The organism is Nitrospira sp., from assembly GCA_016873435.1.
In the GTDB taxonomy this organism is placed as follows: domain Bacteria; phylum Nitrospirota; class Nitrospiria; order Nitrospirales; family Nitrospiraceae; genus VGXF01.
This window is the reverse complement of the sequence record VGXF01000003.1, coordinates 41,023-64,228: the sequence shown is the minus strand read 5'-3', so window position 1 is coordinate 64,228 and position 23,206 is coordinate 41,023. Positions and strand designations below refer to the sequence as shown.

Below are 23,206 nucleotides of genomic sequence, written 5' to 3'. Positions count from 1 at the left end.
GGTCAACTCTCAGGCGACAGCGAAATTTCCTTCGCCTCGCCAAAGGAGGACAGGACGCGGGCCAGGCTTTCGGCTGGCCCGACGGCGAGAATACGCAGCCGCTCAGGATGGAGGTGTCTCCGGCCCGCGGCCAGCAGATCGTCCTTCGTGGCCTGCACCACCTTGTCGCGGAGCTGCTGGAGAAAATCCTTTGGCAGCCCGTCGTATTCCAGAGCGATGAGGCGGCCGACAATTGCCGAGGCGCTCGAATAAGAAAACACAAAAGAGTTCACGAAGGCGTCCTTAGCCTCGGCCAGCTCCTCATCGGTTACCGGCTCCGTCCGCAGCCGCTCCACGTTAGCGGCAAAGCGGCCGATCGCTTCCTGCGTGGACTCCACCTTCGTTTCCGCCCGCATGGCCCACACGCCCCGCTCGCGCATGCCGATACGCAACGAGCTGCCGACCGAGTAGGCCAGCCCGCGCTTCGTGCGGATATCGTTAAACAGGCGGCTGCGGAATGAGCTCCCACCGAGAATATCATTGAGCACGACCAGCGCCGGATAGTCGGGGTCGTCCTCTTTGATGGATAGATGCCCGACACGCAGATGCGTCTGTGACGTGCGCTTGCCGACAAACCGCACGACGGTTTGATCAGCGCGCGCGGGGTCTACGCTTGGGGATGGGAAGGCGATGTTCGAAACACTGCCCGGCTTCCATTTCCCGAACATTTCTCTCAACAGCACGAGCATCGCCGTTTTGTCAAAATCACCCGTGACACCCAGAATGAGGCCGTTGGGATGGATGGTCTTCGCGTGGAAGGCGATCAGATCGTCGCGGGTGATTTTCGAGACGGATGCGACGGTGCTTTCTCTCGCATAGGGATGGTCCGATCCGTAGAGTAGCTTGGCGAACTCGCGCCCGGCGATGGACTGGGGCTGGTCCTGGCGGCGGCGGATCCCCTCGATAGTCTGGAGTTTGGCCAGTTCGACCCGCGCCGGATCGAAGGCCGGCGCCTGCAGCACATCAGCGAAGAGGCGCACCCCACGCGGCAGATCCTTGACTAGCACGTCCAGCATCGCAGAGCCCGACTCCGTGCCGATGCCGGTGGAGATCGTCGCGGCCATGTGCTCAAGCTCTTCATCCAGCGCGGCTGCGGACAGGGTTTTCGTGCCGCCTGTGCGCATCGTCGCGCCGGCAATTCCTGCCAGGCCGATTTTATCGGACGGGTCCATCCAGGCACCGGTCCGGATCGTCGCTGTGATCGTGACCAGCGGCAGCGCATGGTCCTCCAGCAGATAGATGACGAGGCCATTATCCAGGACAAGGCGCTCAGGCTCCGGCGGCGTGAAAGTCACTGGGGCAAACTGCATCGTGCGCGGATCGCCGTCACCGGGCGCCTGAGCTGCCGGCAAGACGCAGCCCGTCATCATCACCGCCGCGCTCAGCCACGCAGCGAGCACAAACCGGCGCCCGAACGATGGCGCATGAACGACGAATGATGAATGTGTCGGCGGCCGCTGTTCGCATCGGACCCGACTATCGGTTGTGAGCGTTTCCATCTTCATGCTGCCCGTACCTGTTATTTCGTTCATTGTTCTGGCTTGATCTTGCATCATTTTCTCGTTCGGACCAGTGTCGCCACCGTGCGGTTGTTCCTAGTGAACCAGGTCTTTGCCGTACGCTGAATGTCCGCCGGTGTCACGGCGGCAATCCGCTCGCGCGCCTTGAGCACGTAGCGCCAGTCCTTCGCGACCGTCTGGAAATAGGCCAGTTGCCCCGCGAGGCCACCGTTGGAGCGAAGCGCGCGCACGAGGTTGGCGTCCAGATTGTTCAGCACCTTTTCCAGTTCCTTCGCCGCCACCGGCTCGGTTTTGAGCCGTTCGATCTCCTCGTAGACCGCCGCTTCGATCTCGGCCGTCGTATGGGGCGCCAGCGGCACCGCACTGACGATGAAGAGGTTGGGCGCGATCACGCCGGGGAACCCGCCATCTGCGCTGACGGCCGTGGCCACGCGCTTCTCGCGGACGAGCCGATGGTAGAGCCGGGACGTGACGCCGTCGGCTAGCACCGATTCCAGGACATCGAAAATGAAATCGTCGGGATGGCTCAGCGCCGGCTTGTGCCAGCCGATTAACACGATCGGCTCAGCGTCGAACTCCACCTCCACGCGCCGCTCGCCGCGCTGCGTCGGCTCAGCCGTGATGACCGGCGGGGGCGGGGGCACGGCCGGAATAAGCCCGAACGTGCGCTCGATCAAGGCGATGGTTTCTGTCGGATCGATGTCGCCCACGATGGCGATGGTCGCGTTCGCTGGTCCATAAAAGGTGCGAAAAAATTGCTCTGTTTGAGGTGGCGTCAGCGCCTGAATGTCCGAGGCCCAGCCGATCGTTGGAAAGCCGTAGGGATGGGCCTGGAACGCGGCGGCGGCGAAGGCTTCGTAGAGCAGGCCGTTGGGGCTGTCGTCGGTCCTGAGGCGCCGCTCCTCCATGACGACGGCGCGTTCCTTGTAAAACTCACGTAGCACCGGACGGGCCATGCGGTCCGATTCGATGGCCGCCCATAGCGGCAGGCGGTTGGCCGGCAGTGCAATGACGTAGCGGGTGACGTCCTTGCCGGTGGAGGCATTCAGCCCGACTGCGCCATGCCGCTGGTAGAGTTGCGACATCTCGTTGCCGATGACCAGTTGATCGGCCCGTTCCTGTACTGCTGTGAACGCCTGTTGCAGCGGTTGCAATGCGCCCGCCGTGGCGCCCGCCGCACGCCGCCTCTCGATCTCAGCGTTGAGCCGGTCCAATTCGTCGAGCAACGGCTTTTCCTGCGTGTAGTCCTTCGTGCCGATCGTCTGCGTGCCTTTGAACGCCATGTGCTCGTACAAATGCGCGATCCCGGTAGCGCCCGTGAGCTCGTTAATGCCGCCGACACCGAACGTGACGTTGATGGAGACGATCGGCGCCTGATGACGCTCGACCATTAAGAGGGTGAGGCCATTGGCCAGCCTGTGCTCGATGACGCGGCCTGCCAGGCCATTCTCTTGAACGGCCTGGGCGTTCAAGTCAAGGTTGGGGCTAAGGCTGAAGATAACAAGAACAAATCCCCCCAGCGCGGCCGCCCGTGCCCTCGACCTCAGCCTTAACTTTCTGATCATTAGACAAACACCTCCATCAGTTCCTCGGGCGTTTCGACGAACCAGTCGGGCCCGCAGGCGGTCATTTTCTTCCGATCGCCCATGCCATAGCCGACCGCGCAGACGCGGATGCCGGCATTGTGGCCTCCATTGATATCGTTGGTGCTGTCGCCGATCAGGACCGTCTTATCTTTCGACACGCCCAATTTGTCCATGACGGCCAGCAGCATGCCCGGCTCCGGCTTCAGGCCGAACCCGTCATCCCCGCCCACGACATGGGCGAAGTGGTGGTTGCCGAGTCCGTTCAGGATCACGCGCGTGTATTCGATGGACTTGTTCGTCGCCACGGCTTTGTGCTTGCGCGAAAAGTGCGTGAGCATGGATTCGATACCGGGATACCAGCGCGTGCGGTCCAGGCAGTGTATCAGATAGTGTCTGCGGAAAACGCGCAGCGCGTCTTCATACCGCGCGTGGTTGCCCTCGCCGGCAGCCGACTTGAGCAGCCGCTTGATGCCGTCGCCGACGAAACCAAAAATTTCCTCCTGCGCGCGCAGCGGCAGCCCCAGCTCGGCCAGCGTCAGATTCACGCAGGCAGCGATGTCCCACTTTGATTCGATGAGCGTCCCGTCCAGATCGAAGATCAGCAGCTCGACGGGCTGTTTGCGCGGATGCCGGTCCTTCACGGTTTTGCCTTCTTCAAATCCCCCAGCAATACTTTGAGCGTGGCGGCCTCGGTCGGTTCCTGCTCGTCCAGAACGGCCTGCCGGACGTAATTGATCATACGTTTCTGGCCGATGTGCGGCGGCAGGATCGGCTCGGCGATCCGCCAGCGGTCGCCCACGATCTTGATGCGGAAGCCGACCCGTTCGGTGCGCGGCTCAGCGAAAAATACGGCCGTTTCCCAGGAGACGGACCCGAGCACCTTGTATTCGACGGGGATCACTACCTCGGAGAGACTGATGATGGTCCACTGCTTGAGATCGTTGATGACGGCGTAGTCCGTCACAACGACGGTTTGCCCCCAGGCCGGCTCGCTCTTCCAGACGGTGTAGGATGCCAGTGCTTCCTGGGACATCGGGTCCAGGCGCACGCCTTTGATGTCGAGCTCCAGATATTTGTCGAGCATGTCGGTCGGATCGTGCGCGATCTGGCCGACCTGCGCCCCAGCGTCAGCTGCCACGAGCGCGAGCAGGATGACAAGCGGCCCGGCTAGCCATCGCTGGGGCGAACCGACGGAGGAGACGAACGAACGCATAGACTCGCATTCTAACAAACCATTGGCACCGTCGCCACCTACGTGCGTTGACCGTCTGCCGCGCTGCGTGATACGGTGCATCTCGTTTCGTTTTGAGCTCCCAGCTATGCGCCATTGGTCATGAACACCACGAAATCACAACGGCTCTTTGCTGAGGCACAACGTTACATTCCTGGCGGGGTGAACAGCCCGGTCCGCGCCTTCAAATCCGTGGGCGGCCAGCCCCTGTTCATTTCAAAAGCCAAAGGCGCCTACCTATGGGACACAGACGGCAATAAATTCATCGACTATGTCCATTCCTGGGGGCCGATGATTCTGGGCCACGCGCCGGGGGCGGTGATCAAGGCGATTCAGAGGGCCGCGACGCGCGGCACGAGCTACGGCGCGCCGACCGAATTGGAAGTCCGCCTCGCAAAAATGATCAGCGCGGCCGTGCCGTCCATGGAACAGGTGCGGTTCGTGAGTTCCGGCACGGAAGCGGTCATGAGCGCGATTCGCCTCGCACGCGGCTACACGAAGCGCGACAAGATCATCAAATTTGACGGCTGCTACCACGGGCACAGTGACTATTTATTGACTAAGGCCGGCTCCGGTGTGGCCACCCTCGGGCTACCCGATTCGCCCGGTGTGCCAGCCGACTTTGCCAAGCACACGCTGACCGCTCCCTACAATGATGTGCGCGCTGTCAAAGCTCTGGTCGAGGCCAACGCGAAGGACCTGGCCTGCATCATCGTCGAGCCGGTCGGGGGCAACATGGGCGTCGTGCCCCCGCATCCGGAGCTCCTGCCGGAGCTCCGCGAACTCACGCGTGCCTGCGGCGCGCTGCTAATTTTTGACGAGGTCATGACCGGCTTCCGCGTCCATTACGGCGGGGCGCAGACACTTTTTGGCGTGATGCCGGATCTCACCTGCTTGGGGAAAATCATTGGCGGGGGCCTTCCAATCGGCGCCTACGGAGGCAGGCGCGAGATCATGCAGATGATTGCGCCGGCCGGGCCGGTCTATCAGGCGGGGACACTCTCGGGCAATCCGCTCGCGGTGACGGCAGGCCTTGAAACGCTCAAGGCGCTGAAGGCTTCCAGCGTGTACAAAAAACTGGAGGCGAAATCAGCGGCGCTGGCCGATGGCCTCGGTAAAGCGGCCAAGCAGGCCGGCGTGCCGCTCACGCAAACGCGTGTGGGCTCGATGCTGACCGGATTTTTTACAAGCAGTCCGGTGACGGACTACGCGTCGGCAAAAACCTCTGACACGCAGCGCTACGCGAAGTTTTTCCAAGGCATGCTGGAGCGGGGGGTGTATTTCGCCCCGTCACAATTTGAAGCGGCGTTTCTCTCGACTGCCCACAGCGATGCTGATATTAAAAAAACGGTCGCCGCGGCCCACTTGGTTTTTAAAACTCTCTAGCGGCTCAGCTCGCCCACTACACCCGTATCTATTCGTCGTCGTCGTCCGCTTCCAGCGCTTCCTGCCGCCGCTGCTCCTCCATGGCATTGTGCAACAGCATGCGGATGAACATCGAATAAAGCGAACCCTTTTCGAGCGTTCCGCCGGGCGGCACGGCGATTCTGCCTTCCTTGATCATTTTATCCAGCCAGGCCTTCTGATCCGGAGCGATCAAGATTGGAATTTCGACCAGCCCGACCTTCCCAAACATATCCATGGTTTCGGCCTCCCTCGCGTATTTCGTTATTCGTGAAGCATGCAGCGCAAGCTGAGATAGGAACGACGCTTCACCAGAGACGTTATTCCAGCATCCCCGTTGTAGCCTTGTCAACCGACAGGCCCGAGCGTAGGCTTCTCAAGGCTCATTCGAACCACTGCTTGCAGAGAACATCCGCTCTTTTGGCAGGCATTGACGGTCCTGGCGCCGAGCGAGCTGGAGCTGCCGCTGCGCTGACAAGCTATTTTTTGTTTTTCTTCCCGTCCTTCTTGTCTTCCGCAAACAGCAACCAGGCGAGGACGACGAAGCCGATGGTGACGGCGGCGATGGCAAGCCAGGTTCCGAGTTTTTCGGGCATTCCCGGTCTCCTTTCAGCGGACCTTTAGCTTCGCGAGCAGCTCCGGATCCGCCCGTTTGACCTTGTTGTCCGGCGACGTGACCACCAGCGTGGCCGAGCCTTCCACGATCACGCGCCCACTGAGTTTTTCCCTGATCACGTGCGAAAACAGGAACGCCGCCTTGCCGTTGTCCGAAAAGGTCGTCTCGATTGCGAGCGTCTCGCCCAGTCGTGCCGGGGATTTGTAGTCGAGCTCAGCCCGGATAACCATGAAGATTGTTCCGTCCTTGGCCAGTTGCGGCACCGAGAGTCCGCGCTGCTCAAGATAGTCCGTCCGCGCCCGTTCAAAATACTTTAGATAATTTGCATAGTACACCACGCCACCGCAATCCGTGTCTTCATAAAAAATCCTTACGTCCACGCGCGCGATCCCCTTGCCCAGTTTCCGGACATCCCGCTATCAAAAACGCGTGTTTTCATTCTTTCACCTTGCTGTCGCTCGCTTGCCCGAGTGTCACGCGTCACGAAAGATTAATCCCCGGAAACATCGGCAGCGAGCTGTCATTGATGCCCGTGAGCTTGATGACAATGTCCTGGAGCTGCTGGAACCGTTCCGGTTTAACCGGCTCGAAGCCATGGCCAAGCACCGCGTGGTTGGCCGCGTCGAGCAACGGCTTCATCTTCGGCCACTGTGCCAGATATGCCTGGCCCGCCGGGCTGCCGAGTCCGGCCAGCGCGCGGAACTGATCGTGTAACGGCAATTTATATTTTCCGTCGAGATCGCTTAGGAAGCAGGTCCGGCAGGTCTCGCGCAACGCTTCCGGCAATTGCTCCGGCTGCACATCCCACGTTTTGATGTTGTACGATTTGAACAGGTGAACCTGCGCAAAGGCTTCCAGTGCCCGCACGAGCGCAACCAGGGCTGCCTCATAGTCGTGTTCGACTTCCGCGCGGCGCCGGGCGTGCGCGACCAGGTCCAGCGGCTGCATTTCCTTCACCGCACCAGGATCCAGCACAAGTTTTTCCAGAAACCCAGTGTTCTGCTTGACGACTGTCAGCAGGCTTTTCAACCCGGCCGGCCCGCCCCAGACGGAGACCATCTCCAGCGCCTTGTGCGCAGTCTTGAGCTTGTCCCACGTCTGCCGGTACTGGAATCGTTCCCACAAGCCATAGCCTTCCGCCAGATCAGCGAAGGCCCGGTACATCGGTTTCTGCCCGCCGCTCACACGCGCTTCAATTTGACGGAACAGCCCCTGCGCCGCTACGAAGGAACCTCGGTTGAAATGGTCGCAGGCCTCGCGGCGCAATTGGGTCGCCGCGGTATCCCACGGATTGCCCTGCAGCCAGGCTCTGCTCCGTCCCTCAAGAATAACAGGGTCATCGTCAGGGCCCGCTGTGTCTCCGATCGCCACCACGCGCGAGGTGAAGGGTAGCGCCGCCAGCGACAGCGCCGCGGCCATCGCGGGCGTGGCGTCGGTCAGATCCACGACCAGCTCTCCCGGCTGTACCTCCCAGGTTTTCATCATCTCGGGTAGTGCGCGCGCGACCGCCTGATACGATGACATGAAGCGCGCCACATTCGGCGTCACAATCCAATCCCACTTGCGCACCATCTGCTCGATCTTCGGCTGCACGGACGACTCAACGAGGGGTTGAGCGGATTCGGGGCCGAAGATGCAGAGCAACTCCGGCTTGAGCCGGTTGATGACATACACCGTGGCCGGCGCGTCATTGGTCAACGCCACAAGCAATGCTTTAACCGGTTGTTCGGCCGCCATACCGCGCGGACTATAGCATCGGGGCAACAGGCGTTCAACGAACCGGTGCCCGGATGCTTTCCCTTGGCGGCTGTTCATAGACACCAGTCTTTCGCCCGCATCGCGGGCGGGCGAACACACGCGGTGGACGATGGGCGGGCGGGACTGGCTCTTGCTGAAAAATGGATGGTGGCCGGCACAGAAATGACCGCGTTGACCATGAGCCTGACCGGCAAAAGCACGAAGCACCACCCGCTGCGAAGTGCCGCACAGCGCGCCTGCGGCTGCAGCATCCCGTTCATTTCAACGGACCCGCCGCCGAAGCCCCGCGAAGGCAGGGAACGCAGTTTGACAGTTCGCGCGCGGTTCCCTACAATCGAGTTACTCCATGAACGATCGTGCGATCAAAGCGTTTGACGATAGCGCCGAGGTCAAACGTAAGTTTGTTCGTGACCACGCGGACAAAATCTCCCACGTGGTTCCCCTCATCGCCCGCGCCCTTAAAGAGGGCCGCAAGATTCTCCTGTTCGGCAACGGCGGCAGCGCCACCGATGCTTCGCATCTCGCAGCGGAATTCGTCGGCCGCTATCACAAAGACCGCACGCCGCTCCCGGCCATCGCGCTTGGGTGCGATCCGGCGGCCGTCACCTGCATCGCCAACGACTACGGCTACGAGGAACTGTTTGCGCGTCAGGTGACCGCTCACGGCCAGAAGGGCGATATCGCCATCGCCATCAGCACCAGCGGAAATTCGCCCAACGTGCTCAAGGGTGTTGCGGCAGCGAAAGCCGGGGGCCTCATCACGATCGGCTGGACGGGCGGCACGGGCGGCAAGCTGGCCGGAATGGTGGACCAGGCGTTTATCGTGCCCTCAACGGTGACCGCGCGTATTCAGGAAAGTCACATCACGCTGGGTCATGTCCTCTGTGAACTCATCGAGAGCGAACTGTTTGAAAAAGTCCGTTAAAAGACTCCGCCCCCCCGTGCTTCCGCGCACGGCCCTGCCGCCAATCGACGTGTCGAAATTGAAAACCTACTCGCTGGGCCGCCGGCACAGCAAGGTGCGGCTGTCGGATTTTGCCTCGCCGTGGCGGCGAGGTGACTCGCTCCGTTCGTTCCTGAAGAATCTCCCCGACATCCTCGCCGTCAAAAACCTGCGTGCGGTGGCGCAGGCCATCGCAAAGGCGAATAAGCGCGGCAAGCCGGTGATTGTTGGCATGGGCGCCCATCCGACGAAGGTCGGCTTGAACCCGATTCTCGTTGATTTGATCGAGCGTGGTATCGTCACCGCCGTGGCGATGAACGGCGCCGTTGTTATCCACGATTTTGAACTCGCGCTGATGGGCCACACGTCTGAGGACGTGGACGCCGAGATCGACGACGGCCGCTTCGGTATGGCGGAGGAAACCGGCCGCATGCTCAACGACGCGATCACGCGCGGCGCAAAGGAAGGCTGGGGACTCGGCGAAGCGGTCGGTCATTACATCAACCGCTATCAGGGGCAGTTTCCCAACCGGGCATACAGCCTGCTCGCCACCGGCGCGCGGCTGGGCATCCCTGTGACCGTGCACGTCGCATTAGGAACAGATATCATCCACATGCACCCGTCGGCCGACGGTGCGTCCATCGGCGCGGCGTCGCTGCTCGATTTTCGCCGCCTTGCCGCCGTCGTGTCGCAGATGGAAGGCGGGGTCTACATCAACCTTGGCTCCAATGTCATCATGCCTGAAGTGTTCTTGAAAACCGTCACGCTGGGACGTAATCTGGGCCACGCGCTGGCGGACCTCACGACGGTGAACATGGATTTTCTGCCCCACTACCGGCCGCTGACGAACGTGGTGAAGCGTCCGACCCAGAAAGGTGGCAAGGGCTATTCGCTCGTCGGCCACCACGAGATCATGGTGCCGCTGCTGGCCGCAGCAGTATTGGAAGAACTCGGAGGCTGACCGGATGGTGCGGATGCTGCTCGCCGAAACCACCCCCGTCGCGCTCGAACAACTCCACGCCCATTGGGCCGACCTCAATACCAAATATTTCGACGGCATCTTACAGACAATCCGCATCGAGTGGAGCGCGCGGCTGACCTCATCGGCCGGCATGTTCGTAATTAGAATTGGGGGGGGCGGCCGCGAGGACAACCGCCCCCGCCGGCTCATCCGCCTCTCGACGCCGTTGCTCCAGCACCGCTCCGAGCAGGAACTGCTCAGCACGCTGGCCCATGAGATGATCCATCAGTGGCAGTTCGACGTGCGTCGGCGCCGGCCGGACCATGGCGATGACTTCCTTGACAAGATGGCGGTAATGAACGCGGACGGTCTTCGTATCACGATTCATCACGCGCTTGATGAGGAAGTGGGCGCCTTCATGACCTACGCCTGGCGCTGCCTCGACTGCGGGCAGGATTACCGGCGGCAGCGCCGGACGATCCGACCCAGGGACCACCGCTGCGGGGCCTGTCATGGCCCGCTTGGCGAGGTGTTGCCGGGTAAGCTACTGCGCAAGCGGCGGCCCGTGCGCCCCTTGCATCGCTCCGCGCAGTACCGGCCACCGCCCTTCGTCCAACTGGAACTCCCCTTCCCGAACTCCTGACGAGGATCGCGCCATGGCGAAATGGCCACGGCAAATCGTCTTCGGCGACGTGGATGCGATGTTCGCCTCCGCGGCAGTCGTGGCCGATCCGTCGCTGGCCGGCAAGCCGATCGCCGTGGGCGGGCCGCCGCCACGCGGCATCATCGCCGCTGCCAGCTACGCGGTCCGCTCCTTCGGCGTCCATTCGGCCATGCCGACCGCGCAGGCCAAGAAGCTCTGCCCGGGCCTTATTCTGATTCCACCGGACCGTCCGCTCTACAAACGTCTGCATGAGCAGATGCGCGCCGTCACCGATCGCCTGTTCCCGGTGACCGAGTGGAGCAGCATCGATGAGTTCTATGCCGACGCGACCGACCTACAATTGCTCCATCCCAATCCAAAGGCCCTAGGCCAGATGGTCAAGGACGAGATGTTCAAGGCAACCGGCCTGTGCTGCACGATCGCGATCGCCACGAGCAAGCCCCTCGCCAAAATCGCCGCTGACGCCCACAAGCCGGACGGGCTTGCCATCATCGAGCCGAGCACTGAGGCGGCGTTTCTGGCACCGCTTCCGGTGAAATCGCTTCCGGGCATCGGACCAAAGACGGCCGAGGCGCTCAAGCGGATCGGCGTCCGCACGATCGGCGATTTATTAGAGCCTCGCTTCGATGTGGCGCTCGCGCGCATGTGGGGCCCGCGGCTCCCTCTCGTGCAGGCGCTCGCGCAGGGAACGGACGATGACCCGGTCGTCCCCGAACGCGACCAGAAAAGCCTCGGGCACGAGACCACGTTTGACCATGACACGACTGATCTCGCGTTGCTAGAAAAGACGCTGAAAGAATTTCTGGCTGCGCTCGCGCATGAACTGCGCGTCGAGAGGCTGGCCGCCGGGTCCTTCACGGTCAAACTGAAGGACTCGGCGCACAAGATCACGACGAAGCAGCGTCACTTTCCCAAGCCGCTCAACGACGATCCGATGATGTGGCCGGATATTCGCGCAGCGCTAAAACATCTCATGGCTCCGGACACAAGGTACCGCCTCGCTGGCGTCACACTGACCGATCTCGTCCCCGCCTCCGCCGGACTATTCGATCAGAAGCGGAGCAAGGCTCTTGCCGCCATGGACGCAATCATCGAAAAGCACGGCGCAAAGGCAATCGGTTTAGGAAAGACGTCGGAGAAGAATTCCTGACAAAACGCTACGCGTCGGGCGGCCGTACGGAGTTCAGAAACGCCTCCACTTCCTTAATCACGACGGCTTGTTCGGACGGGCTCAGCTTACCCCAGTGCTCGCGCAGCGGCTCGAAGAAGCGCCGCAGTGAAGAATACAGCGCGTAAGTTTTACTGTTCATGTCGTCCGGACCGGCCATGCTCATTTCTCCTATCGTCGAAACGCGTCTTTGCCCTTGACCACATCTTCAAGTAATTGATCGGCCAGTTTGACCGCGCGGCGCCGCTTGAGCCAGTCCCGCACAGCAAACGCGACCAGAAAAACGGCTCCGACCAGCAGGGGCAGAGTGGATTCCACCGTATCCATCGGGCTAGGATTTGCGCCTCCTGTTCCAGTAAGATGCCCCTCATGCCTGACAAGATCAAGACCAAAGATGATCTGATGAAGATCCTGCCCATCGAGCGGGCGCGGGGCCGACGGATCGTCTTCACCAACGGCTGCTTCGACCTGCTGCACGTCGGCCACGTGCGCTACCTGCAGGTCGCGCACGACATGGGTGACATCCTTATCATCGGCGTGAACACCGACGCCTCCGTGCGGACCTTGAATAAGGGCAATAGCCGCCCGATCGTGCCGCAGGATCAGCGCGCCGAGGTGTTGGCGGCGCTGGCCTGTGTGGATTACGTCGTGCTCTTCGACGAATCGGACCCCGGGCAGCTCATCGCTGACCTCCGGCCGGATGTGCTGGTGAAGGGCGGTGACTGGCAACCCGATCACATCGTCGGCCGCGAATCGGTCGAAGCCCGCGGCGGCGTCGTGCGGACCATCCCGCTCGTCCCGGACGTCTCTACGACCACCCTCGTCGACAAAATCCGTGAGGGCGCCAAGCGTGACGCGTGAAGCGTCCCTTGCGGGATGATACGATCGGCCTGATTTTTCTTGACGCGTCACGCATAACACGCCCTCCATGCCGACACCCGCGCCCCCGACGTCATGGGATCAGCTCCTCAAGCCCGCGCAGGACGCCCTGCGTGAAGCGGGCGCGCATCCCTGTCTCACCGGTTTACACGGTTCCGCGACAGCCTTTGCACTGACGCTCCTCTCACACCGGGACAATCGTTCCTGGCTGATCATCCGCGCAACAGATGAAGAAGCCGCGCGGCTGGCCGATGACCTGGCATTTTCCCATCACCTGCTGGGGCTACCGATGGACGTTCTCTCGCTTCTGCCAGAGTGGGAAACCCTGCCCTATGAAGCGATGGCGCCGCACGTCGACCTGGTCGCCCGCCGGATGCGGACCTTGCACCGGCTTGCCTTGGGCCAGCGGACGGTGTTGGTCACCTCGGTGCCCGCGCTGTTACATCGTCTGCTACCGCGCGACACGCTTGCGGGCGCCTGTCTCAAACTGGCTCCCCGCGCGTCGATCGAGCGCGACATGCTGATCGCGCGGCTGCTCCGGCTCGGCTACCGGCGCACCTCGGTGGTGGAAATCCCCGGCGAGTTCAGCATCCGCGGCGGTATCGTGGACATTTATTCCCCTGCATACGACGATCCATTACGCATCGAGTTTCTTGGCGATACGGTCGAGTCGATCCGTTTGTTCGACCAGACCACGCAGAAATCCACCGCCACGCGCGGTGAGACCTGGGTCCTGCCGGCGCGCGAGCTGATCCGACCCGAAGGCCGCGCCGACAGCCTAGACGATCTCCCGCCGGACGCGGAATGGCACGGGCCGGATGTGTACGACCGAATGGACACGCTGTTCGATTATTTTTCTGAGCCGCCAGTGCTCGTCTTCGACAACCCGCCGACCCTCGCTGCGCAGGCGGAGGCCTTCTGGAACACGCTGCCGGACGCGCACGCGCGCCACAGCGGGAAGGACAAGCGCGAACCCTATCCGGAGCCGGCCCAGCTCTTTCAGGTTTGGGCGGAGATCACCGCACGGATCGGCGCCGGGTGTTGTCTGGCGACTGCCCCGGTCGCCTCACTCGACGAGTCGTGGCAGCCGGTTTTCACCTTTCCCGTCCAATCGCTAGCCAGTGTGGGCCTGGCCCAGCGGGGTACGCCGTTTACCGAAACGCTGGCCATCCTCGACCGGCTGCGTGGCAGTGGCCTGGTCGTGCTGGTCGCACGCAGCCGCGGCCAAGTGGACCGTTTGCTCGCGCTCTTTGGCGAGCACGATCTGCCCGCCATGCGCTGGACGCCGCAACAGTGGACCGCGCTCGCGTCGACGCCTGGCGGCGCGCGGAAGCTGCCCTTCGCGTTGATCCAAGGCAATCTCTCCTCCGGCTTTGTCGCCGACGGCGGGCGGCTGACGATCGTCACCGAGGAGGAGCTATTTGCAAAGGGCGCGCGGCATCGCCCGCAGCCCAAGAGCAAGGCCGCTGCGTTCCTCTCCTCGCTAGAAGATCTGAACGAGGGCGATTTTGTCGTTCATAGGCAGCACGGCATCGCCCGGTACAAGGGGCTGCGCCGGCTGTCAGTGCAGGACTTCGACAGCGACTATCTAATTCTGGAATTCTCCGGCGGCGACATGCTCTATATACCGCTCGACCGGCTCAATCAAATCCACCGCTACTCCGGGGCAGACGGCCACGTGCCACGCATAGACCGGCTGGGCGGATCGAGCTGGTCGCGCACTACGGCACGTGTCAAAAAAGACATTGAAGAAATGGCGCAGGAACTGGTCGAGCTCTACGCGAACCGCGAACTGGTCCAACGTGCTGAATACGGAGGCGACAGCACGCTGACCCACGCGTTTGAAGCGGCCTTCGAATACGAAGAAACCGAAGACCAGCGCCGCGCGATCGAGGATATCAAGCGCGACCTGGAGTCCCCCCGGCCAATGGACCGCCTCGTCTGCGGCGACGTGGGCTACGGGAAGACGGAAGTGGCGATGCGCGCCGCCTTCAAGGCGGTGGAGGACAACCGGCAGGTGGCCGTGCTGGTGCCAACGACGATCCTTGCTCAGCAGCACTACGACAATTTCTCGCAGCGCTTTGCGCCGTTTCCGGCGCGCGTGGCGATGCTCTCGCGCTACCAGAGCGTGAAGGAGGCGAAGGCTGTCGTGAAGGATCTGGCCTCCGGCGCGATCGACGTCGTGATTGGCACGCACCGCCTGCTCCAGAAGAACATCGAGTTCCGCAACCTGGGCCTCGTGATCATTGATGAAGAGCAGTGGTTCGGCGTCCGCCACAAGGAACGGCTCAAGCAGATGCGGACGCAGGTGGATGTGCTGACGCTCACGGCCACGCCGATCCCGCGCACGCTCCAGATGGCCATGTCGAGCCTGCGTGACCTCTCGATCATCGAAACCGCGCCCGCCGGACGGCTGGCGATCAAGACCCAGGTGCTCCGTTACGGCGAGACGGCCATCCGCGAGGCCATCCTCCGCGAGCTGGGCCGCGGGGGGCAGGCCTTCTACGTCTACAACCGCGTCCAGTCACTGGAACGCATGGGCGCCAAGCTCCAGGCGCTCGTGCCTGAAGCACGCATGGTCATGGCGCACGGGCAGATGGACGAACGGCTGCTCGAGGCAGTCATGATGAAATTTCTGCGCCGCGAGGCGGACGTGCTCGTCACCTCAGCAATCATTCAATCAGGGCTTGACGTGCCAACTGCCAACACGATTCTCGTGCATCGCGCTGACACGTTCGGGCTGGCACAGCTCTATCAGTTGCGTGGCCGTGTCGGCCGCTCCGGCCAGCAGGCCTATGCGTACTTTTTGACGCCAGAGGAAGGCGAGCTGACGCCCGACGCGCAGAAGCGCCTCGTCGCGATCCAAGAATTCACTGAATTGGGGTCGGGTTTTCGGATCGCCGCCGCTGACATGGAAATCCGCGGCGCCGGGAATTTATTGGGCAGGCAGCAGTCCGGGCACATCGCGGCGATCGGCCTGGATCTCTACATGAAACTGGTGGAGCAGGCGGTCCAGCAGATCAACGGCGCGGTCGTCGAGGAGGAGATAGACCCAACGCTGCATCTCCATGTGTCGGCCTTCATCCCCGAGGACTATGTCGCCGATTCGCACCAGCGCCTCTCGCTTTACAAACGGCTCTCCTCCTGCCGGCAGGTGGGCGATCTGGCGCTGCTCCATGGAGAAATCCAGGACCGGTATAGCGCGCTCCCTGAACCGGTGGAGCGGCTATTTGAGGTGATGCAGATCCGCTTGCTGGCGCAGTCGCTCCACCTGGCCCAGGTGGAAGTCAAACCCGGCCCGCCCGCGTCGGTCATGCTGGCCTTCGACGCCCGCACCGCACTGCCGGAGCGCGGCATCCGCGCCGTCATGGACAAATACCCGCGCCGGTTCCGCCTGCTCTCGCCCCGCGCCTTCGAATTGCAGTTCCCGCAGCCAGACTGGGCCTCGGTGTTCCCGGAGCTGACCGCCGCCTTGCAAACGCTGGCGGGGTGTGATACCAAAATGCACGTCAAGCCAGCATGATCACGACGATTTCCACAACAACGACCCCCGCGCTGGCGATAGTCTCACTGTGTCTGACGCTGGCCCTATCGGGCTGCGCGCCCGCAGCCTCTGAGGAATCCCCCGTGCTCGCGGTCGTCAACGGCAAGCCCATCACGCAGAGCGAGTTCGACGTCCGATGGAGCGAGCTGCCGGAATCCCGCCGGGCGCGCTACCAGCGCGAGGGGGGCAAGAGGAAATTTCTCGACGACATGATCGCGCGCGCACTGCTGATCCAGGAGGCGCGCCGGCTCGGGTTTGACCAGTCGCTGGACGTCCGCGAGAAGGCCCAGCGGTACCAGGAACAGCTCGCGCTCGACGAACTGGTCCGCGAGGTGATGAAGAACCGCGTGCAGGTCTCACCGGAGGAGCAGGAGGCCTATTATATGGCGCATTCCTCCGCCGTACTGGCCTCGGAGCGCATCCGCGCCGCACAGATCGTTGTCCCCTCCGCCATCCAGGCGCTGAAGATCAAGAAGCAGCTCGATGAGGGCGCTGACTTTGCCCAGCTCGCGAAGAAATTCTCGACTGACGCGGCCACGAAAAATCGGGGTGGCGAACTGGGTCTCTACCGCAAGGGCTCCGCAACGCCCGAAATCGAAGCTGCCATTCTCACGCAGAATCCTGGCACGGTCAGCGAGCCGATTAAGGTGTCCGCGGGCTTCGCGCTGGTCAAGGTGACCGGCCACGATCCCCTGGACGCCCAGAGCGCGCATGTGGCCCGCGAGCGGCTCCAGCAGGAGCTCTATGCAGAAAAGCGCCGCAAGCAGTTCGAGGAATTCCTCGCTGGACTGCGCGACAAGGCCACGATCCGTATGGCCGAGGCCTCCCGCATTATTCCCGATGCGCCGGGTCAGGTGCCCGGCGTCCCCAACACGCCCTGATCCCGCCGCGCGTATGCTCATGCGTACCTGGCTCATTCAAATGGTCCTGGCCGCTGGCGTCCTGGCTCCGCTGCAGGTCATCGCCGCCGACGTGGTGGACCGGATCGTCGGCGTAGTGAACAAGGAAGTCATCATGCTCTCCGAGCTCAACACGGAAGTGGAGCCGGAGCGCAAGCGCCTGCAGAAGCAATACCGCGGCGCCGAGCTGCGGAGCCGCCTCCAGCAGGCTGAGTACCGGACGCTGACGCGCATCATCGAGCGGCGGCTTCAGATGCAGCATGCGCAGACAAAGGGCGTGGACGCCTCCGAGGAGGATCTTCGTCGGACGGCGCTGGATCTCCAGCAACGGGGCACGCCGGTGAACCTCGACGATCCAAAGGATAAGAAGGCACTCAAAGAACAGTTAATCCTCTTCTCACTCGAGAGCCGCGAGGTGCGGACAGGGATCATGGTCTCGGACAACGACCTCAGTCGGTTTTACGAGAGCCACATGACACTGTTTATGCTGCCCGATGAATACCGGATCAGCCAGATTCTCCTGTTGCCCCGGAAGACCGAGACGCGGAAGGATTTGCACCTGCGGGCCCAGGATGTGTACGGCCAGCTCAAGAAGGCTGATGAGTTCGACGATCTGGCGCTGCGGTATTCTGACGATCCCGACGCGACGCGGGGTGGGGCGCTGGGCTTCATTCGGAAGGGCGAAATGGATCCGGCCATCGAACGCAGGATCTCCACCCTTCAGCCCGGGCAAATTAGCGAGCCGGTTGAGACGCCTGACGGTTTTCATATCATCCGGCTGGATGAAAAGAAGACTGCGCAGTTCCGTCCGTTCGAGGAAGTGAAGGCCGATATGCGGGGAATCGTGTTCCAGCAGAAGAGCGCGGATCGATATCAGCAGTGGCTCACGGACCTCAAGGGCAAAGCGTATATCGAGGTCAAACTCTGACGCGGCAACGATGAAGCATGAACGGAGACTGATGACGTCAGAAGTTCGCCCTTCCTAATTCATCGTTCAACATTTTTCTGATTTCCCCCCGCAGTTCGTCCCGCCCCTCGTGCGTCACAGAAGAATAGGCCACCAGCGGTATCGCATCCGGCAGGCCGAGCAGGTCCCGGACCGCCGCCGTGCTGGCCGGGCGCTCGCTGCGGGTGAGCTTGTCCACCTTCGTCGTCACGACGACCAGTGGCCGACCGATTTCGGTGAGCCATTGGAAGGCGCCGGCATCGTGCGGTTCCGTCCCGCGCGAATCTACGAGCAGGACAATCCCCTTCAGCCCGTCGCTGTCTTCGAGATAGGCATTGATTAGCGGCTGCCAGCGGGCGCGGATCGTCTTGGACACCTTCGCATAACCATAGCCGGGCAGGTCCACCACATAAAACTCCCGCGCGTGCGGGCTATCCGTCGTCACGCGGAAAAAGTTAATTTGCTGCGTCTTGCCGGGCGTGCGACTCACGCGGGCCAACCCTTTCCGGTGCAGCAGCGAATTGATCAGGGAGGACTTGCCGACGTTGGATCGCCCCACGAACGCCACGGCAGGCAGGTGGTTCTGCGGAAACTGGTCTGGCTGTTCGCAGCTTTTGACGAAATCGGCTGAAAGAATTTTCATGCGGGCCGGCCTTTCACGTTTCACGGTTTACGTTTTTTTCCTGTATCATCGGTCCATGACGAAGTCAATCGTCCGCCGCATCCTGCTTAGGCTCCTACTGGGTCTTGTGCTGCTGACCGTCCTGCCGCTGGGCGGAGTGGCGCTCTATCTCTGGGCAACCTTCCCGGATGTGAAGGGACTGGCGAAGGAGAATCCGGCGACCACGGCGCTGATTGAGGCGCACATGGCCGAGCTCCGCGCTGAGAAGCCGGATGCGCAGCCACAGCGTGTGTGGGTGCCACTGTCAGAAATTGCCCCCGCCCTCCAGTATGCCGTAATCGTCTCCGAGGACGCCGCGTTTTATTTTCATAGGGGGTTCGACTGGGAGGGCATCCAGGAGGCTGCGCTGCAGAACTTCAAGGCCGGCAAGCTGCAGCGGGGTGGGAGCACCATTACGCAACAACTGGCTAAGAACCTCTATTTGTCATCGAAAAAAACACTGCTCCGGAAGATACAGGAAGCGTTGATCACCGACGCCATGGAGAAGGCCCTGACGAAAAAGCGTATTCTGGAAATTTATCTCAACGTCGTTGAATGGGGTCACGGCGTGTACGGCGCGGAGGCCGCTGCCCGGCACCACTTCAACAAGCCTGCGGCTGATCTGTCGCTGGAAGAAGCCGCTTTGCTCGCCGCCGTGCTGCCCTCCCCGCGCAGCTACGACCCAATGCGCATCACGAAATATCTGTTCGTTCGTTCGCAGCAAATTGCGCGGCTCGTCGCCGAACGCGAGGGCAAGAAGTCGTTGACCGGCACCAATCACCGCGAAAAACCTGACTAACTGCGCCTTCATCGCCACCCAGCCCGGTCCCGTCAAAACGCTGGGCGCTCTGTGACGCATGATAAGCGGATTAAAGTCGACTATCGTGGGGGTTGGTTGGTTTGTCTGGTTCGTTCGGAGCAACCAAGCAAACGCAACAAATCAGATGCGCTGTCCGGCAGCCTGCTACTGCGGTTACCCTTTTGCGTCGCCGATCTCGAGAGAGCCCTGTTCGCCAAAAATTGCCGATTCGTGCGCATAGTATTTGAACTCGAGCAGATTGTGCGAGGGATCTTCCAGAAAGAAAGTCAGATGTTCCGTCGGCTTGCCTTCGTAGCGCCGACGCGGCTGCTGATAAAAAGTCAGACCGTTAGCCCTGGCCCGATCCGCCAGCGCCTGCCAGGCTTTTTCCGTTGTAAACACCAGCCCGAAGTGGCGCGGGTAGACGCCTTTCTGCTTCGGCAGCGGCTCCTCCACCAGATGTGCCACGATCTGATGCCCTGCCAATCCGAAAATCACGGCGTCGCCCGTTTCACGACCGAGCGAACAGCCCAGCCCGGCCACGTAAAATTTCTTTGCCGCAGCGAGATCGGTGATGGGAAATGCGAGATGAAAGAGCGCCTCGGTCATGCGGGTACCTTACCGCGGCCGCGTGTCGGGCGCAATGCTCATGTAAATCGGTCCCGGACAACCGGTTTGTCGGTTCCATCCCACCAACCAGCGGTCATGTGCGGGGTTGTGTGGCGGATGGCGAAGCGGTTGTCGGGTGACAGTACGAGTGCGCCGGCCGCGCCCTTGATGCGCGAGACCAGTTTGCGGAGCACGCGCTGGGTCGCCGCCTTCGGAGTCTCCCCCGCTTCCAGGCAATCCACAATTTCCTTGGCCACTGCGACTCTGATGATGCTTTCACCAAGACCTGTCATGGACACGGCACCGGCTTTATCGTCAGCGTAGACCCCGCAGCCAATTAGTGGTGTGTCGCCGACGCGGCCCGGTAGCATAAGCGCGATGCCGCCAGTCGACGCGCCAGCCGCCACATGGCCTTGCCGGTCAAGCGCGACTGCCCCGACAGTCTCGCGTCCGAGCGCATCGCTCGAACGAAGTTTCCGAAACAGCGCCCGCGTGTGCCCTGTCTGTGGTTCCGATAGACTGGCTATGCGTTGCTTTGCTTTCGCGGTGGCCTGTTGTTTGGCGGTCGGATCTGGCTGCCGTTCAAGTTGGAAGCGCCGCGCGAATTTCGTGGCCAGCTCCCCGACGAGTAGCACATGCGCCGTTTCGTCCATGACAAGCCGCGCAGCCGTGATGGGATGACGAACCTCCTGGATGGAGGCCACCGCTCCAGCGGCCAGCGAGCAACCATCCATGATCGAGGCGTCCATGCGGCGCGCGCCGTCCAGTTGCAGATTCGAGCCGGTCCCCGCGTTGAATAATCCAGAGCCCTCCAGCGCGTGGATTGTCGCCTCCACTGCATCAAGCGCTGAGGCACCACGCTGCAGGAGTTGATACCCGATGCGCAGGGCCTCCGTGAGACCGCCGCGCTGCTCGCCGGTCATGGGCCGTGCGCCCGCCCCGCCATGGGCGAGAATGATCGGCGTGTGGCGACGAGCGTGTGTTACCACGAAGGGCTCGCCGTGTTCTTCGTATCGTGTCGTCCGCGAAGCGAGACGGGCCAGACTCGCGCGACAGGGGGACCAAACTTATGGCACGTTTTGCTTTGCTCGCCAGTCCTGCGAGTCGCGCACGAGAAACGAGATACATCCCGGGCTTGACAAGATTTGATCATCGAAGCGAACTAGCTCAGGAGAATGTTTTTCGCTTTTCTGTAGGAGGAATCCTGCATGCGGTCTAGATCGCCCCGCACAAAGCCGAGCCCCGCGACGCAGAGCTCAAAGTTCTCCGAGAGCTGCCGGAACAGCGGTGCGCGGCCGTCGGAAGTCTCGCCGCAACGGGCGACGATTCCGTAGGACCGCTTGCCCGTCTTGACGTAATCCACAAGGAAATCTTTGTGGTAGATCATACTTGCGGACTTGAGCCGCGTGAGATATTCGGGAAACAGCCCTGCCATGAAGAGCGTGAAGTCTCCGATGTGGCGATGGACCTCCTGCTCGCGTTTGAGGGTCCGCGCCTCCAGCAGCACTTCCGACTCGTAGAGAAGGTCGACAACCGTGTCGAGTTGCTTGCCCCGTTGGTTGCGGATCTTGTATAGGCGGTCGAGATGCGTGAAGTCCACGAGGAGATTGGTGACGTAGCCGGTGACGGTCTGATTCGGCCAGCCCAGCGTTCCGGCGAAACGCCGTTCGGTCAGAGCGCCGAACAGCTTTCGGAGCGGGTGATGCTTAGAGATGGGACACTCCATGTCACCCTCCTGCGTGAGAAAGTATGCCAAGCCGGCTTCCGTTTGGCAACCCGGCGGTTTCCCCGTCTTCGTTACCGGTACATTTTTGCTGACTTAACCGCGACTGTCTAATACAAATGTCACCGGGCCGTCATTAATCAATTCGACCTTCATGTGCGCGCCGAAGACACCGGTCTGGATCGTCAGGTCTGTAGTCTTCTTCAGTTGTTCGACGAACTGCTCGTACAACCGTTTGGCCACGTCAGGATCGGCCGCCTGATCGAATCCGGGCCGCCGTCCCTTTTTTGTATCGCCCAGCAGCGTGAATTGCGAGATGGCCAGTATGCCGCCGCGAATCTCAGCCAGCGAGCGGTTCATCTTGCCGGCCTCGTCGCTGAAAATGCGGAGCGCCGGAATTTTTTCGACGAGGTGCGCGAGATCGGTTTCCGTGTCGCCCTTGGCCACGCCGAGCAGGACGACGAGACCGGCACGGATCTGCCCTACGATTTTCCCGTCCACTTCCACTGAGGCCTGCGTGACGCGCTGAATGACGGCTTTCATGCCCCCCCCTGTTGCTCGTCATTCATTATCCGTCATTCGTCCGGAATCACTCGGATGAACCGCTACGATTGACGAGTGACGAATTACGAATGACGTCGCTGTCCTTGCTGCAGCAGTGCCAGCGTCCCTTCCAACTTCAGCAGCTTCCGCTTCACGGGCAATCCACACGAAAACCCGCCGAGCGAGGCGTCATACGCGAGTACGCGGTGGCAGGGCACGATGAGCGGCACTGGATTGGTGCCCAGTGCATGGCCAACCGCCCGCGCGTAACGCCGCCCGCCGAGCTTGGAGGCGATCCAGCCATAGGAACGGGCGCGGCCGTAGGGAATCCGGAGCGCGGTCTGCCAAACGCGCCGCTGAAACGACGAGCCGCCTGAGAGATCGATCGGCACATCGATGGTCTTCCGTTTCCCGGTCAGAAAGGCCACGACCTGCCGCTGAGCGTCGCGCAGTAAGTGGCCAGTGGCCCGTGACGAGTGTCTGGTCTTCCCCTGCCCCTGGCCTCTTCCCAAGAGCCTCACGCCTGCGAAGGTCGCCAGGGCTTGCTCGGCTGCACTGCGCGACGGTTTGGAGAGCACAATGGCCGAGACGCCTTTGTCCGAGACGGCGACTCCCGTCCAGCCCCAGCGCGTCCTGAAGACCGTATGCGGCACACGGTGAGAAACGTGAGGCGTTGGTTTTTCGGCGATTGTTTTACTGCTCATCCCTGCCCC

The 23,206-nt window shown here is 61.9% G+C and carries 22 protein-coding genes; 10 read left to right on the top strand and 12 right to left on the bottom strand.

From position 1 onward, the window contains the following. Positions 1-2: 2 nt before the first annotated feature. Genes FJ248_03175 through FJ248_03165 form a run of 3 tightly spaced genes read right to left on the bottom strand, consistent with a single transcriptional unit; the run spans position 3 to position 3,933 of the window. Entirely contained in the window at positions 3-1,595 is a 1,593-nt protein-coding gene (locus FJ248_03175) for an insulinase family protein (protein ID MBM4119890.1), read from the bottom strand. Beyond that, positions 1,592-3,124, bottom strand: a complete 1,533-nt coding sequence (locus FJ248_03170) for an insulinase family protein (GenBank protein ID MBM4119889.1) — start codon at positions 3,122-3,124, stop codon at positions 1,592-1,594. The genes FJ248_03175 and FJ248_03170 overlap by 4 nt, the downstream gene beginning before the upstream one ends. Further along, a complete protein-coding gene (locus FJ248_03165; GenBank protein MBM4119888.1) occupies positions 3,124-3,933 on the bottom strand; it encodes an HAD-IA family hydrolase in 810 nt (269 codons plus the stop codon). The genes FJ248_03170 and FJ248_03165 overlap by 1 nt, the downstream gene beginning before the upstream one ends. Before the next feature lie 545 nt (positions 3,934-4,478). On the opposite strand from FJ248_03165, the gene hemL reads away from it, so the two are divergent. After that, the gene (hemL, locus tag FJ248_03160; protein MBM4119887.1) at positions 4,479-5,762 is read left to right on the top strand and encodes a glutamate-1-semialdehyde-2,1-aminomutase; all 1,284 of its coding nucleotides are present in this window, start codon (positions 4,479-4,481) and stop codon (positions 5,760-5,762) included. A 28-nt stretch (positions 5,763-5,790) separates the two neighbouring features. On the opposite strand, the gene FJ248_03155 is transcribed toward hemL, so the two are convergent. The 3 genes from FJ248_03155 to FJ248_03145 all read right to left on the bottom strand — a co-directional run bounded on the left by FJ248_03155 (position 5,791) and on the right by FJ248_03145 (position 8,211). Beyond that, positions 5,791-6,018 carry a hypothetical protein gene (locus tag FJ248_03155; protein MBM4119886.1) on the bottom strand — a complete coding sequence of 76 codons (228 nt, stop codon included), beginning with the start codon at positions 6,016-6,018 and terminating at the stop codon, positions 5,791-5,793. Positions 6,019-6,389: 371 nt separating this feature from the next. Further along, complete coding sequence (locus FJ248_03150; GenBank protein MBM4119885.1) at positions 6,390-6,797, bottom strand: YbgC/FadM family acyl-CoA thioesterase; 408 nt, start codon at positions 6,795-6,797, stop codon at positions 6,390-6,392. A gap of 79 nt (positions 6,798-6,876) precedes the next feature. Continuing rightward, positions 6,877-8,211, bottom strand: coding sequence for a TIGR02710 family CRISPR-associated protein (locus tag FJ248_03145; protein ID MBM4119884.1), 1,335 nt, complete (start codon positions 8,209-8,211; stop codon positions 6,877-6,879). A 289-nt stretch (positions 8,212-8,500) separates the two neighbouring features. On the opposite strand from FJ248_03145, the gene FJ248_03140 reads away from it, so the two are divergent. The 8 genes from FJ248_03140 (at position 8,501) to FJ248_03105 (ending at position 18,140) form a co-directional block, all read left to right on the top strand. Next, positions 8,501-9,079, top strand: coding sequence for an SIS domain-containing protein (locus tag FJ248_03140; protein ID MBM4119883.1), 579 nt, complete (start codon positions 8,501-8,503; stop codon positions 9,077-9,079). 16 nt (positions 9,080-9,095) lie between these two features. Beyond that, complete coding sequence (locus tag FJ248_03135; protein MBM4119882.1) at positions 9,096-10,058, top strand: hypothetical protein; 963 nt, start codon at positions 9,096-9,098, stop codon at positions 10,056-10,058. A 4-nt stretch (positions 10,059-10,062) separates the two neighbouring features. Next, positions 10,063-10,701: a SprT family zinc-dependent metalloprotease gene (locus FJ248_03130; GenBank protein ID MBM4119881.1), complete on the top strand. Its 639-nt coding sequence runs from the start codon at positions 10,063-10,065 to the stop codon at positions 10,699-10,701. Next, positions 10,571-11,872 carry a DNA polymerase IV gene (locus FJ248_03125; GenBank protein ID MBM4119880.1) on the top strand — a complete coding sequence of 434 codons (1,302 nt, stop codon included), beginning with the start codon at positions 10,571-10,573 and terminating at the stop codon, positions 11,870-11,872. Before FJ248_03130 ends, FJ248_03125 begins: the two co-directional genes overlap by 131 nt. A 387-nt stretch (positions 11,873-12,259) precedes the next feature. Then, on the top strand, positions 12,260-12,751 hold the full coding sequence (gene rfaE2 / locus FJ248_03120) for a D-glycero-beta-D-manno-heptose 1-phosphate adenylyltransferase (protein MBM4119879.1): 492 nt from the start codon (positions 12,260-12,262) through the stop codon (positions 12,749-12,751). Between the two features lie 67 nt (positions 12,752-12,818). Continuing rightward, positions 12,819-16,292, top strand: a complete 3,474-nt coding sequence (mfd, locus tag FJ248_03115; GenBank protein ID MBM4119878.1) for a transcription-repair coupling factor — start codon at positions 12,819-12,821, stop codon at positions 16,290-16,292. Next, positions 16,289-17,194, top strand: a complete 906-nt coding sequence (locus tag FJ248_03110; protein ID MBM4119877.1) for a hypothetical protein — start codon at positions 16,289-16,291, stop codon at positions 17,192-17,194. Before mfd ends, FJ248_03110 begins: the two co-directional genes overlap by 4 nt. Then, a complete protein-coding gene (locus FJ248_03105) occupies positions 17,025-18,140 on the top strand; it encodes a hypothetical protein (protein ID MBM4119876.1) in 1,116 nt (371 codons plus the stop codon). Before FJ248_03110 ends, FJ248_03105 begins: the two co-directional genes overlap by 170 nt. Positions 18,141-18,177: 37 nt before the next feature. Here the strand turns inward: FJ248_03105 and FJ248_03100 are convergent, their stop codons facing one another. Beyond that, positions 18,178-18,801 (bottom strand): YihA family ribosome biogenesis GTP-binding protein, encoded by a 624-nt coding sequence (locus FJ248_03100; protein MBM4119875.1) that lies wholly within the window; start codon positions 18,799-18,801, stop codon positions 18,178-18,180. Between FJ248_03100 and mtgA the strand changes: the two genes are divergently transcribed. Continuing rightward, the gene (gene mtgA / locus FJ248_03095; protein ID MBM4119874.1) at positions 18,800-19,618 is read left to right on the top strand and encodes a monofunctional biosynthetic peptidoglycan transglycosylase; all 819 of its coding nucleotides are present in this window, start codon (positions 18,800-18,802) and stop codon (positions 19,616-19,618) included. The two genes, FJ248_03100 and mtgA, sit on opposite strands and share 2 nt — an antisense overlap. A gap of 174 nt (positions 19,619-19,792) precedes the next feature. On the opposite strand, the gene FJ248_03090 is transcribed toward mtgA, so the two are convergent. From FJ248_03090 to FJ248_03070, 5 genes are all read right to left on the bottom strand, one after another. After that, entirely contained in the window at positions 19,793-20,227 is a 435-nt protein-coding gene (locus FJ248_03090) for a glyoxalase (GenBank protein MBM4119873.1), read from the bottom strand. A gap of 38 nt (positions 20,228-20,265) precedes the next feature. Continuing rightward, entirely contained in the window at positions 20,266-21,216 is a 951-nt protein-coding gene (locus tag FJ248_03085; protein MBM4119872.1) for a hypothetical protein, read from the bottom strand. Positions 21,217-21,389: 173 nt separating this feature from the next. Continuing rightward, positions 21,390-21,953 (bottom strand): hypothetical protein, encoded by a 564-nt coding sequence (locus FJ248_03080; protein MBM4119871.1) that lies wholly within the window; start codon positions 21,951-21,953, stop codon positions 21,390-21,392. 93 nt (positions 21,954-22,046) lie between these two features. Continuing rightward, positions 22,047-22,493, bottom strand: a complete 447-nt coding sequence (locus tag FJ248_03075; GenBank protein ID MBM4119870.1) for a D-tyrosyl-tRNA(Tyr) deacylase — start codon at positions 22,491-22,493, stop codon at positions 22,047-22,049. Between the two features lie 83 nt (positions 22,494-22,576). Next, positions 22,577-23,197, bottom strand: coding sequence for a methylated-DNA--[protein]-cysteine S-methyltransferase (locus FJ248_03070; protein ID MBM4119869.1), 621 nt, complete (start codon positions 23,195-23,197; stop codon positions 22,577-22,579). Between the last annotated feature and the right edge of the window lie 9 nt (positions 23,198-23,206).

Bases quoted from the DNA above. Each gene is read 5' to 3' on its own strand.
- FJ248_03090 (MBM4119873.1), bottom strand. From the start codon at position 20,227: ATGACCGAGGCGCTCTTTCATCTCGCATTTCCCATCACCGATCTCGCT.
- FJ248_03145 (MBM4119884.1), bottom strand. From the start codon at position 8,211: ATGAACAGCCGCCAAGGGAAAGCATCCGGGCACCGGTTCGTTGAACGC.
- FJ248_03105 (MBM4119876.1), top strand. From the start codon at position 17,025: ATGTGGCCCGCGAGCGGCTCCAGCAGGAGCTCTATGCAGAAAAGCGCC.
- hemL (MBM4119887.1), top strand. From the start codon at position 4,479: ATGAACACCACGAAATCACAACGGCTCTTTGCTGAGGCACAACGTTAC.
- FJ248_03175 (MBM4119890.1), bottom strand. From the start codon at position 1,595: ATGATGCAAGATCAAGCCAGAACAATGAACGAAATAACAGGTACGGGC.
- FJ248_03130 (MBM4119881.1), top strand. From the start codon at position 10,063: ATGGTGCGGATGCTGCTCGCCGAAACCACCCCCGTCGCGCTCGAACAA.
- FJ248_03110 (MBM4119877.1), top strand. From the start codon at position 16,289: ATGATCACGACGATTTCCACAACAACGACCCCCGCGCTGGCGATAGTC.
- FJ248_03075 (MBM4119870.1), bottom strand. From the start codon at position 22,493: ATGAAAGCCGTCATTCAGCGCGTCACGCAGGCCTCAGTGGAAGTGGAC.
- mfd (MBM4119878.1), top strand. From the start codon at position 12,819: ATGCCGACACCCGCGCCCCCGACGTCATGGGATCAGCTCCTCAAGCCC.
- mtgA (MBM4119874.1), top strand. From the start codon at position 18,800: ATGCGGGCCGGCCTTTCACGTTTCACGGTTTACGTTTTTTTCCTGTAT.
- rfaE2 (MBM4119879.1), top strand. From the start codon at position 12,260: ATGCCTGACAAGATCAAGACCAAAGATGATCTGATGAAGATCCTGCCC.
- FJ248_03125 (MBM4119880.1), top strand. From the start codon at position 10,571: ATGGCCCGCTTGGCGAGGTGTTGCCGGGTAAGCTACTGCGCAAGCGGC.
- FJ248_03140 (MBM4119883.1), top strand. From the start codon at position 8,501: ATGAACGATCGTGCGATCAAAGCGTTTGACGATAGCGCCGAGGTCAAA.
- FJ248_03170 (MBM4119889.1), bottom strand. From the start codon at position 3,124: ATGATCAGAAAGTTAAGGCTGAGGTCGAGGGCACGGGCGGCCGCGCTG.
- FJ248_03070 (MBM4119869.1), bottom strand. From the start codon at position 23,197: ATGAGCAGTAAAACAATCGCCGAAAAACCAACGCCTCACGTTTCTCAC.
- FJ248_03100 (MBM4119875.1), bottom strand. From the start codon at position 18,801: ATGAAAATTCTTTCAGCCGATTTCGTCAAAAGCTGCGAACAGCCAGAC.
- FJ248_03080 (MBM4119871.1), bottom strand. From the start codon at position 21,953: ATGGAGTGTCCCATCTCTAAGCATCACCCGCTCCGAAAGCTGTTCGGC.
- FJ248_03155 (MBM4119886.1), bottom strand. From the start codon at position 6,018: ATGGATATGTTTGGGAAGGTCGGGCTGGTCGAAATTCCAATCTTGATC.